Here is a 21,026-nt window from a genome sequence, read left to right as displayed (position 1 = left end):
ACCATCTAAACCAGATTTATTACGAGTTTATCCCGAAAACAGGCTTCTGGCATAGTCTTATAGGTTGACTTGGCAAGTATACTTGAGTATTGTAGGTATTTAAATTAACATTAGATAAGGTTACTTGAGGAAGTCTCACAGCATTTTGACGTTAATTGCAAGGAAATCAAGAATAGTTTTAGCTAACGCCTTTGATGCCAAATAGGGTACGCCATTACCAATAGTTTTAAACATATTGGTGAGTGACATATTTTCTGGAAGCACAAAATTTGCTGGCAAAGATTGTATTGCTAAAGCTTCAGCTACAGAAATTCGACGAATTTTGTAGGGATGTAAATGCACTTCATTATTTCCATAGCAAGCTGTGGGAGAATAACGCCATCTGTGAAGACGTTTGAAAGACTTCTTAGAATCATCCCCTTCATCAATAGCAGCGAATTTGATAATACCTGCTCTTGGTTGAAAATAATGTTTAGCATTAGGATGATTCAGCACATCATTTTTTCTAAACCAGTATTCAACTGTTAGTTCTTGAGGTATACCATCAGGACAAGGTAATATAGAATCTTGTTGGAATGGTTCAGATTTAGACCAAGGGTAAGCAAAAACTTTTTCTTGAAGATATAAAATCTGTTTATTCCAAGAAAAAGCTGTTTCAAGTAATAAATTATTAGCACCTATATTTTTGATAAAATTATTTTGGAAACCAACGAGAATAATTCTGTCTCGATCTTGAGGTACACCATATTCAATAGCATTAATTAATCTTTCAGTTAATATATAGCCTGCTTGCTGTAATTTTTGTTTAAGAGATTCATAAAATAAACGGTGTTTTATCGTTCTCCATAAACCCTTAACATTCTCGAATAAAAAGAAATCTGGCAAATTACGACAAATTAATTCAACATAAGCAGCAGAAAGTTTACCATTTTCGCCTAAGTATCCTCTATTTTTTCCACCAATTGAAAAATCAGGACAAGGAGGGCCACCAATAAAGCCTAAAATATGATGAGATTTGCGACAGTCTTGTATTAACTCCCAGAGGCGTTGTGCTTCTATTCCTTCGGTAAGTTTGGTTATATCGCCTGCTTCTCCCTCATGATATCCATATTCTGGCGATGGTAAATTCAAAACCTCGCGTGAATAGCGATACGCTGACATGAATGGGGGAAAAATTTCATTAACATAAACAACCTTAAAACCGTTATTTTCAAAACCTAAATCAAGAAAACCAGCACCAGCAAAAAAAGAGAAAATACAAGGAAAACTGTTACTCATCAGTTAAAAAAAGCTAAAGTGATATATTATATATATTGTTAATTTTTATTTATTAGTTAAATTTATGTTGAAAAAACAAATTAATTGGAGAAAATATGAAAATTATACTAGACAAATTCTCAATAATGACAGGATTCAAAAGTATCTAGAAGAATACTTTAACTTATATGATTTAAAGATAAAGCCTAAGAAAAAGCTCCCAGGTAAAAAGACTAAAACTAAATGGGAAGTAGATGCTTATGGCTATGATATTGATAATCATTTGGTATTAATAGAATGTAAACACTATGAAACCAGATATGTTGTACAAAATACAATAGCTGCATTTGCTTACATTATTAAAGATGTAGAAGCACAACGTGGAATTGTTGTCACAACACTTGGACTTCAATCAGGAGCAATTAAAGTAGCAAAAACTGAAAATATAGGTTTACTAAAACTAGACTATAATTCAACAGACAATAACTTTTTTATTCGTTTCATTTCAAATGAAACACAACCAAGTAAGGCTATTGCTGCATTCACAGACCAACTTAATGGAGTGAGTGGAATAGATGGAAAAATGATAGTAACACAGTATCCATTGGACGAAGCACAAAAACGGCTTCAACAAAGAACAGGTAGAACACAATTTTCTCCAGATGAAATCAACGAAGAAATGGAAAATATACTTAAAGAAATCTCAGAACGTTTATAACATTATGATTGGTATTGCCCATCCTAAACTATTAGCACTTTTGTGGCTTTGTGCGAAATTATCTTAAGTTTTCTATCAAACTAGTTTTTTAGCCTAATCTAAAGACGCAAAAACGCATAATCAAAACTTAGCGCCTTTGCGCCTTTGCGTGAGACTATCCAACCGCCTGCGCCTCTGGTAACAAACGCTTCACACCCTGCTTAACAAAACCTTGCAGAAAAGCCATCTGCTGATTTTGTTGAAACACCTTTTGCAAAGTTTGCCGTAACTTGTCTAAATTCAAAGCATTCCCAGAATCTATTGCTATTTCCTGCTGCTCAAAATACTCAACTAAACTCAACCCCGCTACCCTAGTAAGATAAGCTGCACTAACTCCCTGCACAACGCCACCAGCCACAAAAGTGACAGCATTACTTTTGAGAACAGTACTAACAGCCTGAGTAGAAAGTTCCACTAAACCCAGCTTCAGCATCAAACTTCCCATTGTCCCCGCCACAGTTTGCGCCTGTTCCAAAGAGAATTTCTGCTGATAAATATTACCTAAATCCATGACCATCTGGGCATTAATTGCCGCAGTCGCCACAATATCTAATGCTGGTACTGGGTTAGCAAAAGCAGCAGCCGCAGCTATCCACTGATATTGTTCAATAACTGGGGTAGCGCGATCGCATCTAATTTCATTCAGCCAATTTTTCGCCTCAGCTTTCAGCAACCTGGCTTTTCTCAAAGCAGTTGTCCACACCAGCTGTTGTGCTTGCTGTGCTAAAACTTCATTCAATTGCTGTGCTAACTGCTGGATATCTGGCGCTGGTTGTTCTGTCCACTCTTGCACAGAACCATCAACTTCATGCTTCCGTACTTTGATGGGAACTGGAGACGCCGCAGTCGCCACTACATTGTTTTGCATCCGCTGTTTTAACGACAGCAACACGCTAGCACGTTCATCTGCTAAATATTGGTCTTGTTTGTTGAAAACTAGAATTGTAGGCTGATTTGCTGCTTTTAGCTGCTGTAAAGTTTGAAATTCTGAGTCTGTCAAATCACCGTTCGTCAAGAACAGGATAAAATCAGCTTGATTCAGTTCTGCGAAAGCAGCTACATGCGATTTATCACCTGCTTCTCTAAACAAAGGTGCTGTTTTGTAGAAGCTAACTTTTTGCTGTCTTTCTTGCCAACCACCAGATAACAGTTGAATTAAAGTGCTTTTACCTACAGATTTACCGCCAGTAACAGCCACCTTAATTTCTTGCCTGTCCAACTCTAAAATTAATTGGGCAACTTTTTCCCGTAGTGGTTCTAAAGCTGGATGGTTTTCTGCTTCTTGTGTAAGTTGGTTAATAACAGCTTCAGCTTTAGCGATCGCATTTTCTACCGTTATCCGATCAGCAACTATACCATCTAGCTGTTCTAAACTGCCTTTCGGGCGATTTTGCTGGAATAGCCACAAACCACCGCCGACAGCTAAGGCACTCAATAAACCAAACTCACTCAACTGTACTATTGAATGATGCCAACTTTGTAAAATCCACAGGGAAAAGGATAGTCCCAATCCTCCCACTAAAATTGGTCGCTGCAACTTCACAACCATGACTCTCCGCGCTTTTTGGAAGGTTTCTATTTTAGAATAGATCAAAAATAAAACAAACCCCTGCAATCTTTACACATTGCAGGGGTTTGTTTTATTTTTTAGTTGGTGGCGGGAAGTGGATTTGAACCACTGACCTTCGGGTTATGAGCCCGACGAGCTACCAGGCTGCTCTATCCCGCGTCGGTTGCTTACTTTTAAAGTTTAACTCAAACTTTCAAGTTTGGCAACTATAAAAACGATAATTCTCCAACTACTTCTAAACGCTTGTATTTCCCCAAACTCATAAACTTTTCTGACAAGCTTTCGGCGACGCTAGGAGTAATCCAACCCATCTGTTGGAGTAAGTGGATAGCAACGGCATGTTTTGCTCGTTTTGCACCATCCATGACTTTAATCGCCAATCCCATGCCTTCACCCAGCCTACCGATGCATTGCACTCCCTCCGCACCAGATTTGCTTACCAGTTCTCCTGGAGTTAAGCGCATCAGTTCCGTATCGAATTCTCCATCTCCTGCTACCATCGCTGGATGATGAGTCATGGCACGGACAATACGCTCCATATCCACATTGCTACTAGAGGCTAGCAGGGCATACAAAGATGCCATTTGGCCAAGTTGCATGAGATAAGTTGGTGCGCCGCAGTCGTCATGAGCGCTAATAAATTCCTCTGCTGGCATTCTGAGCAATTCTGCGACTTTGCCCAATATTAATTGTTGTATGGGGTGCTTGCGATCCAAGTAGTTATTTAAAGGCCAATGACGCTGTTGGCAAACAGCTAGCATCCCCGCATGTTTACCAGAACAGTTGTATTCTAGAGGACTGCGTTTACCCACAGGTATCGGACACTGGAGTGTAGTCGGATCGAGATCCGCCCGCCAAAGGATATTAAATGCCTGTCGTACCTGTTCGATTGTTCCCTTATGGGAACTTGTAATAATTGCTAAGTCGCGATCGCTGAGGTCGTAGCGTTCGAGTGTGCCTGTGGTGGTGACTGCGAGTGCCTGAAATGGTTTGAGCGCTGAACGTACAAATGTAGCAGTTTCAGAGTTTCCGGCAACGGTAAGAACCCGCCCCCGTTCATCGCATACAACAGCTTGGGCTATATGCCTCGATTCAATAATACCTTCACGCAACAACCGGACTTCCAGTGCTGTGGCTTGAGTTCGTTTTCCCATTGTCATGGGTTAATATTTATCACTTTTTTATTATTTGTCAGTTGTCAGTAGTTTAGTTGTTAGTACTACTGAACAACTGACTACTGACTAATGACTATTTACAACAAATGCCAAACTATAGTACCAATAAGCAACAATCCAGCCAAGCCAGCAAAGGTAAATTGTAACCGTTGGAGAATTGGTTTGATGTCGTATGTGACAATCAAGCGATCGCGACTTAGCACTTCAGGTGGCTTTGTCCAAGTTTGACCGTCGTACCAACCTGACTCTTCGTAAAATACAGTCATACTGTAAAGGCGATCGCGTACATAAAGCCAGCCTAAATACAACCGCACCAGAGTCAACACAACCCCTACACTTGCTCCTGCTGCACCAGAGAGGATAAAATGGGCAAGATTTTTTTGCGGGGGAAAGCTTGCTGCTGCTACAGGGCCTGCCACCAGCCACGATATACCCCAAATCCATACCATTTTGGTGAGGTATTGCCGCCAATCTAAAGTGCAATCACGAAACAGCCAGGAAGTTTTTAACTGTTCGTATTCATTGAGTGGTTGTTGGTCTGTGGGAACTGGGCAATTTGAAACCGAAGACTTCATAGTGTTGGCTTACCCCCACCCTCATCAGAATTTGGAAGGGAAATGCGTTCGGCATTAATCCAGAACGCTTCTAAATTATAAAACTCCCGTTCCTTTGGCATCATGATGTGAACGATAACTTCGCCGTAGTCTTGTAGCACCCAACTCCCCTCGGCTTTTCCTTCTGTCCGCAAAGGACGCCGTTGCCACTCACTTTCTACTTGTGCTTCGATTGCGTCGGCGATCGCTCTTACTTGTACTTTAGAATAGCCAGTCATCATCACAAAGTAGTCTGCCAAGTAAGATACATCGGCTACCCTCAGTACTAAAATATCGCCTGCCTTGCGGTCTGATGCAGCTTCAGCTATGGTTATAGCTAAACTTCCACTCACCTCGGTTTCAGCCTCTGGGCTTCTCGGCGCACTCTTTGTCACTGAGACGGTTTTTAATGGGAAATTTCCTTGGAAAAAATCAGACATTCAACCTCAGGTGCTTGATCCCTTTTGTTACAGTTTTTACAGTTACTTACAAATAACTATTGAATAGCAACTGTATGTATGGGTTTTTTTGAATACTAACAAAAAACAGGTGTCTATGGGATTGGTTAGACAATTGCTTGTTTGGACTGCAATCTAAATCAGAACGAATTGCGGTTGGCTATTGTGCGCCTATGAATCGATTGATGGATTGATACCAAAAATTCGCAGGAATAATCCCAAATTAGCCAAACTGTAAAACACCTTTTTAGACGGTTCCTAGAGTTTTAAAACTTAAAGTTGAGATGTATCGCTGCATCCCAAACTCTAGGGTTATTTACAAAAAGGTTATAAATAGTATTTAGTATATAGCATAGCAGACTCCTGCACAGTCTACCTAAAGTCTGATTGCAAGAGTCAGCAATAGTTCTTAATTAAAAGGCGGTAGGGAAACTAATTCCCCTGATCAGCGTGAAGAGAAGCCGCCCTGAATACCTTTAGGTTAAGTGGTAAATGAAAAAAGGCAAAGGTGGGAATTCATCCCTTACCCTTTACCCCTTCAACCTTTAGCAATCCACAAAAGTTTGTAGTTTTGACTACTTGTTAGCTTCATACTTCCTGTTTTGAAACTACTTTGGATTCAATGACTTGGCTATCTGTGGTAACTGAGTCAAATAACTTCTCATAGTGATTTAAAGCATGTTCAAAAGCATATTGTTCAACGGCATATTGACGGCTGTTGTAGCCCAGAGTTTTAACTTTTTCTGGATGTTTATAAAGTTCTAAAACTGCCATTGCTAAGGCTTGGTCGTCTTCTGGAGGTACAATCACTCCACCACCACTTTGTCTAACTGCTCTTGCGGCGGTACCATTTTCAGGGACAGATGCAACTAATGCGCGACCACTAGCAAGTAGCACTTGAATTTTTGATGGCATGTTGAAAGATATAACATTTTTCTTTTGCACCACTAAACCCACATCAGCAGCTGCTAACATCTGTGGTAGCTCTTCACGGGGTTGAAAGGGCAATAGCAAAACGTTATCTGCTCCACACTCTAGACAATAGCGTTGCAATCGTCGCAAACCTTTCGCTTCTCCCACAATCACAAAGGCAATCTCTGGAATATGACGTAATAAAGAAGCAGCTTTAACGACGGTTTCTAAACCTTGGGTCAGAGCAATATTTCCAGAATATAGGACTACAAATTTATCATTGAGATTATGCGCTGCACGAAAAGGATTGTTTTCTTTGGGTAAAGGGCGAATGAAATTCACATCAACCCAGTTTGGAATTTGCTCGATTTTGCTAGCATCTACGCCCTTAGACAGCAAGTTATCTACAAAACCATCGGCGATGACGCTAATTTTAGAGGCGCTGTGGTAAGCAAATTTTTCCAAGGCAGCAAATACCTTGATTAGCAATTTATTTTTCAGCAGTCCAACATGGACTGCTGCTTCTGGTAGGATATCTTGAAGATTTAAGACCACAGGACAGTTACGTAACCATCCTAGAAGGGCAGCTGGCACGCAAACAGGTAGTGATGGCGACGTTGATAGAATTACATCTGGACGCCAGCCGATGATCGCAGGGAAGAAACTAGTAACAACGAAACTAGCATCTAGCAATACTCTATCTAGTAAATTAGGTTGTGGACGAATCCAAACATAACTACGTTGGATTTGAACACCATTTTTATATTCAGTGAGATATAACTTACCCCGATAGCCTTCGTATATTTGACGCTCAGGATAGTTGGGCATAGCAGTAACAATACGAACTTCATGCCCTCGTTTGACTAGCCCCTCTGCTAATTCTGTCATCAGTGGGGCAATACCAATTGGTTCTGGATAGTAGTTGTAAGAGTAAATTAAAATCCGCATAACAAATTAGTCTAAAGTTCCCTGGCTTTTGTGGATAATGAAAATATTTGTCTTCAAAAAATAGTTTTTCTACCTTTTGAAGTATTGTATTTAATTCTGTCTTGAAAATTTTGCCCTGTCAGTGCTTTTTTATTGAAGATTCAGTAAAATATATTATTCCTTGCTTAAGTAATATTTGATATATTTTTTACTACCGATATTTTGTCAGAATTGTGTAATTTAAAATTGGGGCTAAGTAGATACTCTATGACGAAAACTTGAAGATATACTGAGCAATAATCCCTAGTTATTCATGAAAAGTATAAAATAATAAAATATAAAAATCTATCTTTTCAACCTAGCAATTTATTCTCTATGCTAAAAATATAAAGATTCTTTCTATTCTGGAGTTGAAAGCTGCTATGGCAGTCTATTTAATTTCTGAGAATTAAAAGATACAGATGCTTAACTTCTCTGGAACTTACGCCAAACTACACCCTTTAAGGTCAATTCTTGTAGACGCGAAGGGACTTACCACAAGGTATTGCTGCTACATAAAAATAAGTGTTTCGGCTCGTGTTTTTCAGAAAATTACCTTAATCACAGAAAGTTTTCACTAGTTGCAGAAACTCCCAAAGGACAGGCGTCATATCCGCTTGTCGCCAGATTATAGTTGTTTCTACTAATGGTGTTTTTTCCTTCAATGGGCAATAGACTACACCAGACCTTTGAAGATTTTGTAAACAAGAGGGTACGATCGCCATCCCCATTCCGGCTGATACTAACCCGATAATGGTCTGCATCTGGATCGCTTCTTGAGTGACTTTGGGGCTGAAATTACCTTCCTGACAAAGACTGACGATTTGGTCGTAAAGTCCTGGCCCTAAGTGGCGAGGAAACATGATAAAAAATTCGTTTTTCAGCGATCGCACTGATATATATTCTTGTTTAGCTAAGGGATGAGTTTCTGGCAAAGCTACAATCAGGTTTTCTTGGTGAATGCATTCTTGATTGAGTGTGTTGTCTTCCAAAGGTGGATGAGCAAAGCCTACATGGATGTGGCGATTATCTAGCGCTTGCTCTTGCTGAGTCGTTGTTAACTCCTGTAACACCAACTCTACAGCGGGGAACTGTTCTCGAAACCGTCGCAAAATCGGAGGAAGCAAATTGTAGGTGACTAAACTGGTAAACCCTATTCGTAGTTGTCCTTGTTCACCCCGTCCTGTCTTTTGAGTTAATTCAATTGCTTGTTCTAGCTGAGCTAATAGGTGATAGGCTGACTGCAAAAACACTTGTCCAGCTTCCGTTAGCTGTACTTGTCGCTTGGTTTTGCGATGAAACAGTTCTACCCCCAATTCCATCTCTAGCTGCTGAATTTGCTGGCTTAAAGGGGGTTGAGCAATATGCAATCGTTCTGCGGCTCTACTAAAGTGCAATTCCTCAGCTATGGCAATAAAGTAGCGTAGATGTCGCAGTTCCATAATTTTGATATTTTATAAGTTTTAATTACTCATAAATATATATATTATATATATCAAAAAAGCTACTTCAATATTCTAATTGATGGCTGATGACTGTTGACTGATGACCAAATAATTACTAATTCGTAATTAAATGGGTACAGCAGCCTACACCAAATTAAAAATTTAATGGTGCTTCGTTGGTGGTGGGTTCAGCAGCTCACACTGATTGTAACTACGAATTACGAATTATCAATTACGAATTATTTTGACTGATTTTCTAGAGAATTTGTGATAAAAACTTGCGAGTCCGTTCTTCTTTGGGTTTGGTGAAAAAGGTATCAGGAGTCGCTGACTCAACGAGTAAGCCGCTATCCATGAGAACTACTCGGTCGGCTACTTCGCGAGCAAATCCAACTTCGTGGGTAACAACTACCATTGTCATGCCATCACGGGCAAGATTTCGCATCACATCCAAAACTTCTCTGACCATCTCCGGATCTAAAGCTGAGGTGGGTTCGTCGAATAGCATAATTTTAGGTTGCATGGCTAAAGCACGAGCGATCGCTACTCGTTGTTGCTGTCCACCAGATAATTGTCCTGGGTATTTCTGTGCTTGCTCTAAAATTCCCACTCTATCTAGCAATTGCATCGCTAATTCTTCAGCTTTCAACTTTGACCACCGACGTACCCAAATTGGTGCCAAAGTGATATTTTGCAGCACTGTCAAATGAGGAAATAAATTGAATTGTTGAAATACCATACCCACTTCTCGCCGAATTGTTTCAATATTTCGCAAGTCATGGCTAAGGGTAATACCATCAATCACAATACTTCCCTGTTGGTATTCTTCTAAAGCATTAAACGTGCGGATAAATGTCGATTTACCTGAACCTGAAGGCCCCATTAACACCACTACCTCTCCACGGTTAACTGTTAAGCTCACACCCTGGAGAACATGAAATTTTCCATACCACTTGTGAACATCTTCAGCAATTATTATCGGTGTTTGTTCGCTCATAGTATTTTACCTATAAATAATTTATGGGAAAATTGTTAATCTTGAAAAAATTATGAGTATCTAAATCCCCACTTCTAAAAGCTGTTAGTTTTATGGCGTGGTCTAAATCACCATTGCAAAACTTAATTACGAATTATGAATTACCCTCCGGGTTCGCAAGTTTGCCATCGACGCAAAGCGCCAAGACGGCAACTTGCTCACGAATTACGAATTACCTAACTGTCTTTCTAAACGTCGAGAAGCTAATGACATGGAATAACAAAATACCCAATAAATTAATCCAATAAATAAATACACTTCTGCATAGCGACCGAGAAATTGTGGTTGTGCCAAAATAGAACGTGCAATCCCTGTGAGTTCTACCAATCCGACAAGAGATAAAAGTGATGTATCTTTAAATAAGCCGATGAATTGACCTACGATCGCAGGAATAACTGCACGCAACGCTTGAGGTAACACAATTAATATAACAGCCAAAGGCGTGCTGAGTCCCAATGCCTTCGCCGCTTCCGTTTGACCGCGTGGAATTGCCTGGAGTCCACCACGCACATTTTCAGCCATGTAAGCAGCACTAAACAATACTAGTCCCGCGATCGCTCGCACTACTCGATCTAAACGTACATCTACTGCCAAAAATAACGGTAACATTACCTGAGCAAGGAACAAAATTCCAATTAATGGAACTCCCCTGACGATTTCAATATACAGAATAGAAAACCAACGGATTACGGGCAAATTACTTGTGCGTCCTAAAGCAAGTAACACACCAATAGGAAAGGAAAGTACAATACTAACTGCTGCCATTAGTAAGGTAAGTAGCAAACCATTCCATAAATTTGTAGGTACAGATTGCAAACCAAATCCACCACCAATTAGCCACAAAATTATTGGGAAAGATAACAGCCATACTAGAGAAAGCCAAGGGGCTATTACCTGAGAAAATCTTTGACCAATCCCAAAGCCGACTAATAGCAAAACGGCAATTAACAACAGCCAAAAGCGTGATATCAAATCCAAAGGCAAAATAATTAATACTAAGCCGACAATGAAAGCAAATATCGCTAATGCACGTTTTGTCAACAATTGCTTACTAGAGAATACACCAGCGCTGACAGCACCTAAAGTTGATGCGATCGCTAGTACAATCCAAGTTCGCCAATATAGCGTTTGGGGAAACCTGCCAACTAAAAATAAATGTAAATTAACCTGAATTACTCCCCATTGTGCTTGAGTCGTTGCCCAAGTTAAGATTAAGCGCACTACCCAAAACAAGAATACGAAGCAGGCAACAGTTAACAAGCTGTTGTACCAGGTACTAAACAGATTGTTACGTAGCCAGAGCAATTGGGGATTTTGGATTTGAGATTTGGGATTGCTTGTCATTTTATTTATTTATTCTCCCCATAGCACTGTTATCTTTCGGGAATTTGCACTGTACGATTGAACAAATTCATCACTACGGAGATAATTAAACTGAGGATGAGATAGGTGAGCATAATTAGCAAAATAACTTCTACAGCTCTACCAGTTTGGTTAAAGGTGGTAGAAGCGACAAAATAAATATCAGGGTAGCCGATAGCGATCGCTAAACTAGAATTTTTAGTTAAGTTCAAATACTGGCTTGTCAGCGGTGGAATAATCACTCGTAAGGCTTGGGGAAAAATCACCAACCGCATCAATAATCCTGGTTTTAAGCCTAGCGATCGCGCTGCTTCCCATTGTCCTTTAGGTACTGATTGAATTCCACCTCGAACAATTTCCGCAATAAACGCGCCTGTGTAGAAAATTAACCCCAAAAGTAAAGCTGAAAATTCGGGAGACAAGGTAAACCAAGGAAATTCTAAGCCATTTTGACTCAGACCAACAAATCCCCAAAGGGAAATTTTATTTTCTGCCTTGGGAAAACTAATAAAAACGGCAAAGTACCAAAACAACAATTGCAGCAGTAAGGGTGTATTGCGAAAAACCTCTACATAAACTAGAGTTATATTCCGCACTAGCCAATTGTCTGATAAACGCCCAATTCCTGCACTCACGCCTACAATAGTGGTCAGGATAATTCCTGCCACAGCCACCCGCAACGAGTTAATTAGACCTACTAATAAAGCTCGACTGTAAGTATTAGATGGATTGTAAGAAATTAGCGTTTCGCCAATATCAAAAGACGCTTGTTGCTTGAGAAAATCAAATCCGAATTGAATACCTAATTGCTGTAAATTGCGGTTAAGATTACCCCACAGCATTGTAATTACAACTGCTGTTAAGAATACAGCAATGAATTGCCCAGCAATACGCCAAAAACGCTGATCGCGCCATATAGGCGGTTTGTCATTTGTCATTAGTCAGTTGTCAGTTGTCAGTTGTCAGTTGTCAGTTGTCAGTTGTCAGTTGTCAGTTGTCAGTTGTTATTTCTCCCTCATCTCCCCTGCACCCCTGCTCCCCTGCTTTGAAAGCTTCCCTAACGGAATGGAGGAGAATACAACAGTCCGCCTTTTGTCCAGAGTTGATTTTGACCGCGAGCGAGGTTGAGTTTTGTTTTCGGGCCGAGGTTGCGATCATAAATTTCAGCATAATTACCTACGTGCTTGACTATCCTGGCGGCAAAGTCGTTTGTCAAACCAATTCCTTGACCCAGGTTGCCTTCTGTTCCCAAAAACCGTTTAATATCTGGGTCATTACTGTTAGTAAACTGTCCTAAATTCTGGGAATTAATACCCAATTCTTCGGCTTTTATCAGTGAATAAACTACCCACTTGACAGTATCGCCCCACTTGGTATCTCCTTTGGCAACTGCTGGTGCAAGAGGTTCTGAAGAAATGGCTTCATCAAGAATGATGTTATCGTCTGGTTTGGGTAGAGTCGTGCGGCGAGCAACCAAGGCCGAGCGATCGGCTGTGATACCGTCACAACGACCTTCTGCATAGGTGGCAAAGGTAATGTTAATGTCTTCAAACACAACGGGTTTGTAGGTAATGCCCCGTTTCCGCATTTGATCTGCTAAGTTTTGCTCGGTAGTAGTACCAGTTTGTACGCAGATTGCTTTGCCTTTGAGATCGGCCAGTGATTTGATGTTGGCATTTTTGCGAACCATTATGCCTTGTCCATCGTAAAAGACGACGGGAGCAAATTCTAAACCAACTGAGGTATCACGACTTAGTGTCCAGGTTGTATTACGGCTGAGAACGTCTACTTCTCCAGTTTGCAAGGCTGTAAACCGCTCTTTGGCATTGAGATTACGAAATTCTACTGCGTCTGGATTATCAAACAAAGCGGCTGCTATGGCGCGGCAAACATCTACATCAATGCCACCATATTTACCATCAGTTCCCACAAAACTAAACCCTGGTACTTCACCGCTGACACCGCAAATTAGCTTACCACGATTCTTAACAGTATCCCAGCGATTTCTGGTTGCTTGCGTTGCTGGATTACTGCCTGGAGTGCCAGTTGTATTTGCTGTTTGTCCTGATTCTCCACCACAAGCGCTGAGGGTAAAGATGAGGGGGGCGATCGCTAGAATTAAAGCTGATTTTCGCATAAACTTCATGGATACTGAACGGGCAAAAATGTATCGGTTACTACAATGTTTGTATAAAACAAAGTAGATGCTTGTAATATAAAACTTTATCAGCACCTGTGCTGTATTTTCCTTTGATCAAGGAGCAAAGACTGTTTTTACTTATTTTTTTAAACTTTATCTATTACGTATAACTTACTCAAATATCTCTGAGATTATAAAAATAATTTAGATATTATCTCCCTCAATTGAAGACAAAATAGTTACTTTAGGAAGTTTAAGTAATATTAGTTAGTAAATTTATATTTTTTAATTTTTTGTTGATAAAATATTAATTTTTATTTAATTATTTTTTGTTGAATTTATTATTAATTACAAAATTAAAGTAAGGATTGCTATATATTTTGTTAGCTATTAATAGTATTTATTGTTGAATATGTGCTGATACAAATTATGCAAAACTAGATGTTGTAAGGGCAATTTATAAATTACCTCTACGTGAATAAAGTGCAAACTCATATATAAACGGTATCAGCTTTGTGCAAGCGAACTGATTGATAAACAAGGAAAAACTAAGTTGTCTGCTCTTGATGCTAACTTTATAAACCATAATTTTTTCAATTCATGAAACCAGGATAAATTACCAAACAGACTTAACTCTGATGCAAAAACTCATTGCATACTTCTAAAAGAGTAGAAGTAGCTACACCAACTTAAGCACGTGCCGCTAACAGGTTAAACTAGTTCTGGTGACAGCTGCTCCACCGTTTTTTATGAGGCTTTTATGGGAGCTACTCTCAAACAGATTGCCAGTTACTTAGACAAACTAGGTTGGGACTACCGTTTTGATGATGAAGAAGATCGTATTATTACAGGTGTGGAAGCTGATAACTTAGAAGATTTCCTGATAGTTGTCCAACTGGATGAGGAAGGAAAATTTTTTCGGGTATTTGCACCTCAAGTTCTAGCGGGAGTTCAAGACCATCCTCACAAGAGCATTATCCTACAGACGATGCTGGCCATTTCTTGGGAAACCAAAATGCTGCAATGGGAGTACGACCCCTCAGATGGTGAAATCCGTGCAATTATTGAGTTTCCCTTGGAAGACTCGATTCTCACAGAAAAACAATTTCACCGTTGTCTGAGTGGATTAATTCAGATTGTTGATGGCATAGCGATACCTCGGCTGAAAGAGGTGATGGCAACAGGCCAAGATCCAGGGAATTTGGAACTTGGAGAAAGAATGTTACTTAGTATCCAAGAAGAAGCTCCTGGATTACTAGAACTTCTAGAAAAGGCAATGGAAGCTAGGAAAAAGCGGGGAAGTTTTCCCAGCGAGTGAGGCGGATCGTCACTTAAATAGCTATACTCCAAAGTGATACCCTCACTATATACTGAATTTTTCTGGGGCTGGATTTTATGACATCCTATGCAACCTCCTCTGCCAAAGCGGAAATGAGTGAACTCCGGCGGTTAAAAGGCTTACTACCGCCAGAATTGCAGAGCTGGGTCACGGTTGAAGGCACAACTGAGGTTAATCCACCCCTGATCCGCAGCGAAGAAATTGGTAAAGACCAGGTAGAAATTCAAATTGACTTGGTGAAATGGGATGCTCTCGCGATGGATCAGCGTAATCTGCTGTTCTGGCATGAAGTCGCCCGCATTCAAAATGACACAATTCCCAAAGATGGTTGGGAAATGGCAGCATTGGCTATTGGTTTAGGTGGTGCTGTAGGTGAGTTGTGGGTGCAGGATGGATTGTTGCTAGTTTTAGCTTTAGCGTTGTGTGGTGTCTCAGGCTGGCGATTGTATCAAAAGAATAATGGGGGCAAGCAGCTCACAGAATTGCTCGAAGCCGACGAAAAAGCGATCGCTCTAGCAACTCGCTTTGGTTATAGCCTCCCCAACGCCTATAAAAGCCTAGGTAGTGCCTTAAAGACTTTAATCGACAACACACCTAGCAAACGCCAAAGAGCGAAATATGAAGCACGTCTTTCTGCCCTCAAACGCAGTGCCAACAAGGCAAAGGCTAAATCTAGACCTGTAGATGAAATTTAGTAGTTAACAGTAGCTCTTTCAAATTCTATTTTTCTTGGTGTCTTAGTGGTTAAAAAATTGACTTATAAACCACCAAGGCACTAAGATACAAAGGCAAAAAGCTCAAAATTCAGAAAATTTTTGAGGATTTTTACCCACCTTGAAAGGGTTACAGTTAACTATTAACTTTTGACTTTGAATCGGTTTAGCCAGAAACTACTCAACCCCAGCAATATTAGTCCGGCGGTTGTGGTTGATTCTGGTACTTTTGCTGGCGGTACAAATCCTTTCAATTCGTCACGGCTTGCTTTAAAAGAGTAGAGATAGGTAGGAAGCAAAGACGCCCCTTGCGGACAACCACTGTCAAGCTGATTATTGTTACTGCCATCCGTACAAACATCAAATTGCTCATTAGTATCTTCATTCTGAGTCACGCTGAAGTCGTTATCCGTACCCGCTAAAATTGCATAGGAACCATCAGCCAGTTGTGGCCCAACCGCTAAACCTTCTATTTTTTCTGGAATTAGCAGCCCTTCAGCTTTCAAAAGTTCAGCAATGTCAATAAACGGCGATGTGGATTTGTTTACAGGCGTAACTCCTACAGGTAAGGTATTTAAACCTGCCAAGCTGATACCACTAACATCTGTTGCTCCTGTTAAGCTGATTTTGTAGACGCGTTTACTAGCCACAAGATTTTCACCTTGGGTATCCTCTACACCAACACCACGGTTATCCCGCTCCAATACTAAAAATTCATCATCATTCAAAGCGATAATCGCGCTGACACCAATATTCCGCCCTTGGGCATTGGCTGCAAAAGTATCTTCAGGTACACGGCTATTGATGTCTGTGAGACTTTCCAACTGATAAATATACTGGGCAGTACTTTCACTAGTTACTGTGTCAAATTCTACTATTCTTAAATTGCGACTACGCCGTCCATCTGGTGAACCTTCATTAACTAATGGGTCTTGTAATACTGCGTATAGCTTTTTGCCATTTGGGCTAAGAGTTACACCTTCAAAGCCTCGGTTATCTTGGCGACCGCTAGTAATGTCGGGGCGACCATCTATATAATTAATTGTTCCATCACTCTGTTTGGGAATCAGATTACTCGGAGTCTCAAACGCCCGAATAAAAGAGCCAGTAGGGCTAAATTCGTAAACAGATGGCTCATATTCATCAGAAACGTAAAAATTGCCGTTAGGGGCAACTACAAACCCCTCTGGGTCGAAGCTTCTACCGAGATTTGACACATTACCGTTGAGTTGACCGGGGTTCAACCCATTGAAGTTTTGACCATCCTGGGTGAAGAGAATAGTGTCCAGTAGCCTAAAGTTGCTGATTGCACCAGTATTGGGATTAACATCTAAGGAAAATTTCTCTACTCGTGTATTGTAGGAAATTACACCGCCGCCAGGGCCACGATCTGCTAGTCCATAGTAAACATTGTTGTAGCGATCATAGTAGAGATCCGATAAAAAACCCAGGCGATTGACATTAGCACCGTTGCTACTAGGTTCATACAAATCTTTACTCTCACCGGGTATAGTGATCTCGTTGACGAAAGAAACAGCGTGGGCAGAGGTTGCAGATCCCGCAATACTAACTACACTAGTCACAAATGAAAAGCTTAATCCGAAAATCCAATGCCTTGCAGAAATCATGTACACTTCCAAAATATACTCAGTTTTCTCAGCTTTGGACTTGCGGATTAAAAAAAGGTTAATCAATTATTAACGAGATTATGGTGACATAGATACTTCATCAAACCTTCACAAGTCTTTTTACCAAGGTAAGCAAATTCATAACTGATTTAACATTTTATGAGTCTGAGGCACGACACGGACATGTGGTACAAACCGCTTCATTAAAGCTTGCCACATTAAAACTTGTTCTGGAGCAGGTGCAAGTACGGGAGTTTGGGTGAACTGTTCAGAGGCAGCTAAAGGTGTCACAGGTTGTAAGAATATGGGTATTTCAGGATTGACATTTGCTACCAATAAAGCAGAACGTTCCAACTCACTTGGGTCTGTACGATCAGAAATAATTATCTTGACAAAAACATCTAAATGTGAATTGTGGCAGAGTTCCAGAAACTTGGCATGTTGCTCCCAGTGGCTTTCGCAGCTGACACTGGGCAGTTTTAAATCCATACCTACGGAGTCCAGGTAGGGCAGAATTAAAGCTAGCTGTTCTGGGCGATGTCCACCTGTTTCCAAATAGATAGGTAGGTTTGTCAGCGATCGCACTTGGGGCAAAAATTCCTTTAAGAAAGCCACATGAAGAAGTGGTTCTCCCCCAGTTAAGCTAATGCTATCGTGTAGACACGGTAGATTTTGCCTTTCAATCCATTCGATTAAGATGGGTAGTGGGACAGGATTAGAGTGAATTTCAAAGTCACGTAATCCGGGCGATCGCTCTACCTTACAGGTAGAGGGTGCATTCCAAGTATGGGCGCTATCGCAAAAGCCACAACGCAAATCACACAAAGCAAAGCGAATAAAAATTTGACGTGTCCCGACGTTCAGTCCTTCTCCTTGAATAGCAGAAAAGACTTCTATCAGGCGTGCAGTAGGTTTTACCGTAGTTTGAGCAGTCATGGGATAGTAGCAACGCGATCGCGCTGCGTCAGCACAAAAGCAAAGATGTTTTTACCTCTTGTTCTATTGTGAATTGTCGCTGGCAATCTCTGCTCTCACCCCAAACAACTAGCAATTAGTCCTGATTTTTGCTGATTCAACATCAGCTGAGGTAATTTTCTAGGACAAAATAATGTTTGGAAGATGAAATTTATATGGCAACGAAAGTACACAGCTTCATGACTAGCCAATCCACAGAAGCAGATTTTCCTATTACTTCCCTAAATGAAATGGCAATAGTACAGGTACCAGCGCGATTAAGCGTGCTTGAGGCGGTGGGTTTTAAGCAAACCTGCCAAGATTTAACACAAGCAAATTCACATCCTCAGCAAATCATTCTTGATTTTCACCAAACTACTTTTATGGATAGTAGTGGTTTGGGTGCCCTGGTGAGTAATTTCAAAACTGCTCAAGAAAAAGGGATTGCGTTAATCCTGCGAAATGTTACTCCTCAAGTCATGGCAGTGCTAAATCTCACTGGATTAGATCAAGTTTTTCCTATTGAGTCTATCAGTGAAATGCCCCTAATAGAAACTGTTCATTTTATAGACCCTTCCAAGAGTGCTTCTCGTAAGGTAGAGCAGCTACCCACTACTCATCCTTCTGTAGCATCTTGGATGAAACGGTTGATAGACATCATTGGCGCACTAGTGGGTTTGGTAATCACAGGAGTTTTGTTTATTCCGATTGTAGTTGCTATTCAAATCGATGATCCTGGGCCTATTTTCTTTGGTCAAATCCGCTGTGGTTGGATGGGGAAGCGTTTTAAGATTTGGAAATTCCGTTCGATGTGTGTAGATGCGGAAGCGAAAAAATCTCAAGTCAAAAACCAAGTAGAAGGTGCTTTCTTCAAGAATGAGAATGACCCCAGAATTACACGAGTAGGGCGATTTTTGCGGCGAACTAGCTTGGATGAATTACCGCAATTTTGGAACGTCCTCAAAGGAGATATGAGTTTAGTTGGTACTAGACCACCCACACCGGACGAAGTAGAACGCTATGAAGTACCAGAGTGGCAACGCTTAGATGTAAAACCTGGTATGACTGGTGAATGGCAAGTAAATGGGCGGTCTACAGTACGCAGTTTTGAGGATGTGATTCGGCTAGATTTGCTATATCAGAAAAACTGGAGTTTGCTGTATGACTTGAAGTTAATTATCAAAACTGTAGCGATTCTTTTTAATAGGAATAGCGGTGCTTATTAAATAATTATTGTCATTTGTAATTTTTTGATAAGTCGTAATTCCTAAAATTAAATTTTAGCTATGCCTAACCTGATTGTGGACTTGGGCATAGCTTTGTTTTAGGTCGCGATCGCTGACAATAGGCTATATTTTTAGCGCTTCAGGTTTTCTAGTTACAAATGACAGAAAAAACCTGATTTTTCATTTTATTTTATAAGATGATCTGAGTTTTTACTTAACTCAAATCACTTAAATTCACTGATATCAAGTTTAAGCGATCGCCCTCTTTTTTCCTGTTTCCTCTGCTGTTTGCTTAAAAAGAGCGATCGCCTACTTCAAAAGGCTGGGAAGAAATACAACGCATTTTTCTCTCATCAGAGTCATAAAAGAGCATTAAGAAATTCATCTTTAATTTGGATTTTTGGGTTTGAATCTGTTATTAAATTTTAAGTATTGTGTTCAATTTTATACTAAAGTCTTTTGGTTAAGTGCGCTTTTTGTTAGGGTTTTAAGAATTATTTATTTTTTTATTTAAAAAAATATGGATGCTAATGTATTGTTACTTGGACGAATTAATTTTTAATAAATCGAAAAAACTTTACCTACCTATATGGACATTAAGCAACCACAATCCATAGATTCCCAATCGATAGAAGAACAATTTCGGAATTTTCTTTTGAGCCAAATGAAAAATCAGGGGTCTAGTGAATCCAAGCAACTAGCTTGGGCGCAATATATGATGGATACCTCTAGACAGAAAAAAATAGTTCAAGATTTACTTAATTATTCTGGTATTGACACCATAAATAGACATAAAGCCCTAGACATTGGTTGTGGTCTTGGCAGTTTGCTTATAGAATTGCAAGCTCATTTTGTGCAAGTTTGTGGAATAGATATTAATGAGCTTTATGTTGAATGGTCAAGAAAACGCGCTCCTAACGCTGAAGTGGTTTGTGGAAATGCTAAAAAGATACCCTGGTCTGATGAATCTTTTGATGTAGTGACTTCTACTGATGTATTTGAGCATATTGATTATGATGAACAGAAAATTGTTGCCTCTGAGTTAATGAGAGTATTAAAACCTGGAGGTTATGGGATTGTTATTGTTCCCAATCGCTTTCAAATACTTGATGAACACAATAAGGTATTATTTGGTACTTGGTTACCTACCGTAAAGCGTGAGCCTTATGTCAAGTTTTTTTTAAAGAATAATTATTACAACCAATGCTGGGAAAGAACAGGTAGTGGATGGAAACACTTGTTTGAGAGTCAAGGATTCCAAGTAGGAATAGAGCCTTACTATATGAAGGGATGGAACTTTTTAAAATATGCTTTGGTGATACCACCGAACCGCTATAAGCTATACCTAAAAAAAATGTAACTGTTCATAGCGCGTATCTGTAAACTTAAAACCAAAGACTTCCTTCATTACTATCATCTTGAACTGTTATCTCTAACACGTTTGCCAAGCTTACCTCTTTAAGAGGTGTTCACTCTGTTTCTACAGATATTCAAC

Annotated in this window: 18 protein-coding genes and 1 tRNA gene; 5 read left to right on the top strand and 14 right to left on the bottom strand. The window is 40.1% G+C overall.

The window, feature by feature from the left end:
• Positions 1-135 precede the first annotated feature (135 nt).
• On the bottom strand, positions 136-1,278 hold the full coding sequence (locus tag I8748_RS07340) for a DNA cytosine methyltransferase (protein ID WP_198123990.1): 1,143 nt from the start codon (positions 1,276-1,278) through the stop codon (positions 136-138).
• Positions 1,279-1,342: 64 nt separating this feature from the next.
• On the opposite strand from I8748_RS07340, the gene I8748_RS07335 reads away from it, so the two are divergent.
• A complete protein-coding gene (locus I8748_RS07335) occupies positions 1,343-1,975 on the top strand; it encodes a restriction endonuclease (protein ID WP_198123989.1) in 633 nt (210 codons plus the stop codon).
• A 154-nt stretch (positions 1,976-2,129) separates the two neighbouring features.
• Here I8748_RS07335 and I8748_RS07330 read toward each other — a convergent pair whose 3' ends face one another.
• The 11 genes from I8748_RS07330 to I8748_RS07280 all read right to left on the bottom strand — a co-directional run bounded on the left by I8748_RS07330 (position 2,130) and on the right by I8748_RS07280 (position 13,668).
• On the bottom strand, positions 2,130-3,563 hold the full coding sequence (locus I8748_RS07330; RefSeq protein WP_198123988.1) for a YcjF family protein: 1,434 nt from the start codon (positions 3,561-3,563) through the stop codon (positions 2,130-2,132).
• A gap of 103 nt (positions 3,564-3,666) precedes the next feature.
• A tRNA-Met gene (locus tag I8748_RS07325) sits at positions 3,667-3,743 on the bottom strand.
• A gap of 47 nt (positions 3,744-3,790) precedes the next feature.
• Positions 3,791-4,744 carry an asparaginase gene (locus I8748_RS07320; protein ID WP_198123987.1) on the bottom strand — a complete coding sequence of 318 codons (954 nt, stop codon included), beginning with the start codon at positions 4,742-4,744 and terminating at the stop codon, positions 3,791-3,793.
• A 92-nt stretch (positions 4,745-4,836) separates the two neighbouring features.
• On the bottom strand, positions 4,837-5,334 hold the full coding sequence (locus I8748_RS07315) for a CGLD27 family protein (protein WP_198123986.1): 498 nt from the start codon (positions 5,332-5,334) through the stop codon (positions 4,837-4,839).
• Complete coding sequence (rsfS, locus tag I8748_RS07310) at positions 5,331-5,792, bottom strand: ribosome silencing factor (protein WP_198123985.1); 462 nt, start codon at positions 5,790-5,792, stop codon at positions 5,331-5,333. Before rsfS ends, I8748_RS07315 begins: the two co-directional genes overlap by 4 nt.
• Positions 5,793-6,398: 606 nt before the next feature.
• Positions 6,399-7,670 carry a glycosyltransferase family 4 protein gene (locus I8748_RS07305; protein WP_198123984.1) on the bottom strand — a complete coding sequence of 424 codons (1,272 nt, stop codon included), beginning with the start codon at positions 7,668-7,670 and terminating at the stop codon, positions 6,399-6,401.
• A 575-nt stretch (positions 7,671-8,245) separates the two neighbouring features.
• Positions 8,246-9,130 carry a LysR family transcriptional regulator gene (locus tag I8748_RS07300; protein ID WP_198123983.1) on the bottom strand — a complete coding sequence of 295 codons (885 nt, stop codon included), beginning with the start codon at positions 9,128-9,130 and terminating at the stop codon, positions 8,246-8,248.
• A gap of 259 nt (positions 9,131-9,389) precedes the next feature.
• Entirely contained in the window at positions 9,390-10,130 is a 741-nt protein-coding gene (locus I8748_RS07295; protein WP_214662463.1) for an amino acid ABC transporter ATP-binding protein, read from the bottom strand.
• Positions 10,131-10,334: 204 nt separating this feature from the next.
• A complete protein-coding gene (locus I8748_RS07290; protein WP_198123982.1) occupies positions 10,335-11,513 on the bottom strand; it encodes an amino acid ABC transporter permease in 1,179 nt (392 codons plus the stop codon).
• Positions 11,514-11,542: 29 nt separating this feature from the next.
• The gene (locus I8748_RS07285; protein ID WP_198123981.1) at positions 11,543-12,469 is read right to left on the bottom strand and encodes an amino acid ABC transporter permease; all 927 of its coding nucleotides are present in this window, start codon (positions 12,467-12,469) and stop codon (positions 11,543-11,545) included.
• Positions 12,470-12,588: 119 nt separating this feature from the next.
• Positions 12,589-13,668 carry an amino acid ABC transporter substrate-binding protein gene (locus tag I8748_RS07280; protein ID WP_198123980.1) on the bottom strand — a complete coding sequence of 360 codons (1,080 nt, stop codon included), beginning with the start codon at positions 13,666-13,668 and terminating at the stop codon, positions 12,589-12,591.
• A gap of 763 nt (positions 13,669-14,431) precedes the next feature.
• Between I8748_RS07280 and I8748_RS07275 the strand changes: the two genes are divergently transcribed.
• On the top strand, positions 14,432-14,989 hold the full coding sequence (locus tag I8748_RS07275; RefSeq protein ID WP_198123979.1) for a hypothetical protein: 558 nt from the start codon (positions 14,432-14,434) through the stop codon (positions 14,987-14,989).
• 77 nt (positions 14,990-15,066) lie between these two features.
• The gene (locus I8748_RS07270) at positions 15,067-15,705 is read left to right on the top strand and encodes a DUF3318 domain-containing protein (protein ID WP_096558086.1); all 639 of its coding nucleotides are present in this window, start codon (positions 15,067-15,069) and stop codon (positions 15,703-15,705) included.
• A 161-nt stretch (positions 15,706-15,866) separates the two neighbouring features.
• Here the strand turns inward: I8748_RS07270 and I8748_RS07265 are convergent, their stop codons facing one another.
• Both I8748_RS07265 and I8748_RS07260 read right to left on the bottom strand, forming a co-directional pair.
• Positions 15,867-17,351, bottom strand: coding sequence for an esterase-like activity of phytase family protein (locus tag I8748_RS07265; RefSeq protein WP_198123978.1), 1,485 nt, complete (start codon positions 17,349-17,351; stop codon positions 15,867-15,869).
• A gap of 138 nt (positions 17,352-17,489) precedes the next feature.
• Positions 17,490-18,287, bottom strand: a complete 798-nt coding sequence (locus I8748_RS07260; protein ID WP_198123977.1) for a 7-carboxy-7-deazaguanine synthase QueE — start codon at positions 18,285-18,287, stop codon at positions 17,490-17,492.
• Between the two features lie 194 nt (positions 18,288-18,481).
• Between I8748_RS07260 and I8748_RS07255 the strand changes: the two genes are divergently transcribed.
• Positions 18,482-19,531, top strand: a complete 1,050-nt coding sequence (locus I8748_RS07255) for an anti-sigma factor antagonist (RefSeq protein WP_198123976.1) — start codon at positions 18,482-18,484, stop codon at positions 19,529-19,531.
• 589 nt (positions 19,532-20,120) lie between these two features.
• Entirely contained in the window at positions 20,121-20,891 is a 771-nt protein-coding gene (locus I8748_RS07250) for a class I SAM-dependent methyltransferase (RefSeq protein ID WP_198123975.1), read from the top strand.
• Positions 20,892-21,026 lie beyond the last annotated feature (135 nt).

The organism is Amazonocrinis nigriterrae CENA67 (genome assembly GCF_016056305.1).
GTDB lineage: Bacteria > Cyanobacteriota > Cyanobacteriia > Cyanobacteriales > Nostocaceae > Amazonocrinis > Amazonocrinis nigriterrae.
This window is presented reverse-complemented; position numbering and strand designations above follow the sequence as displayed.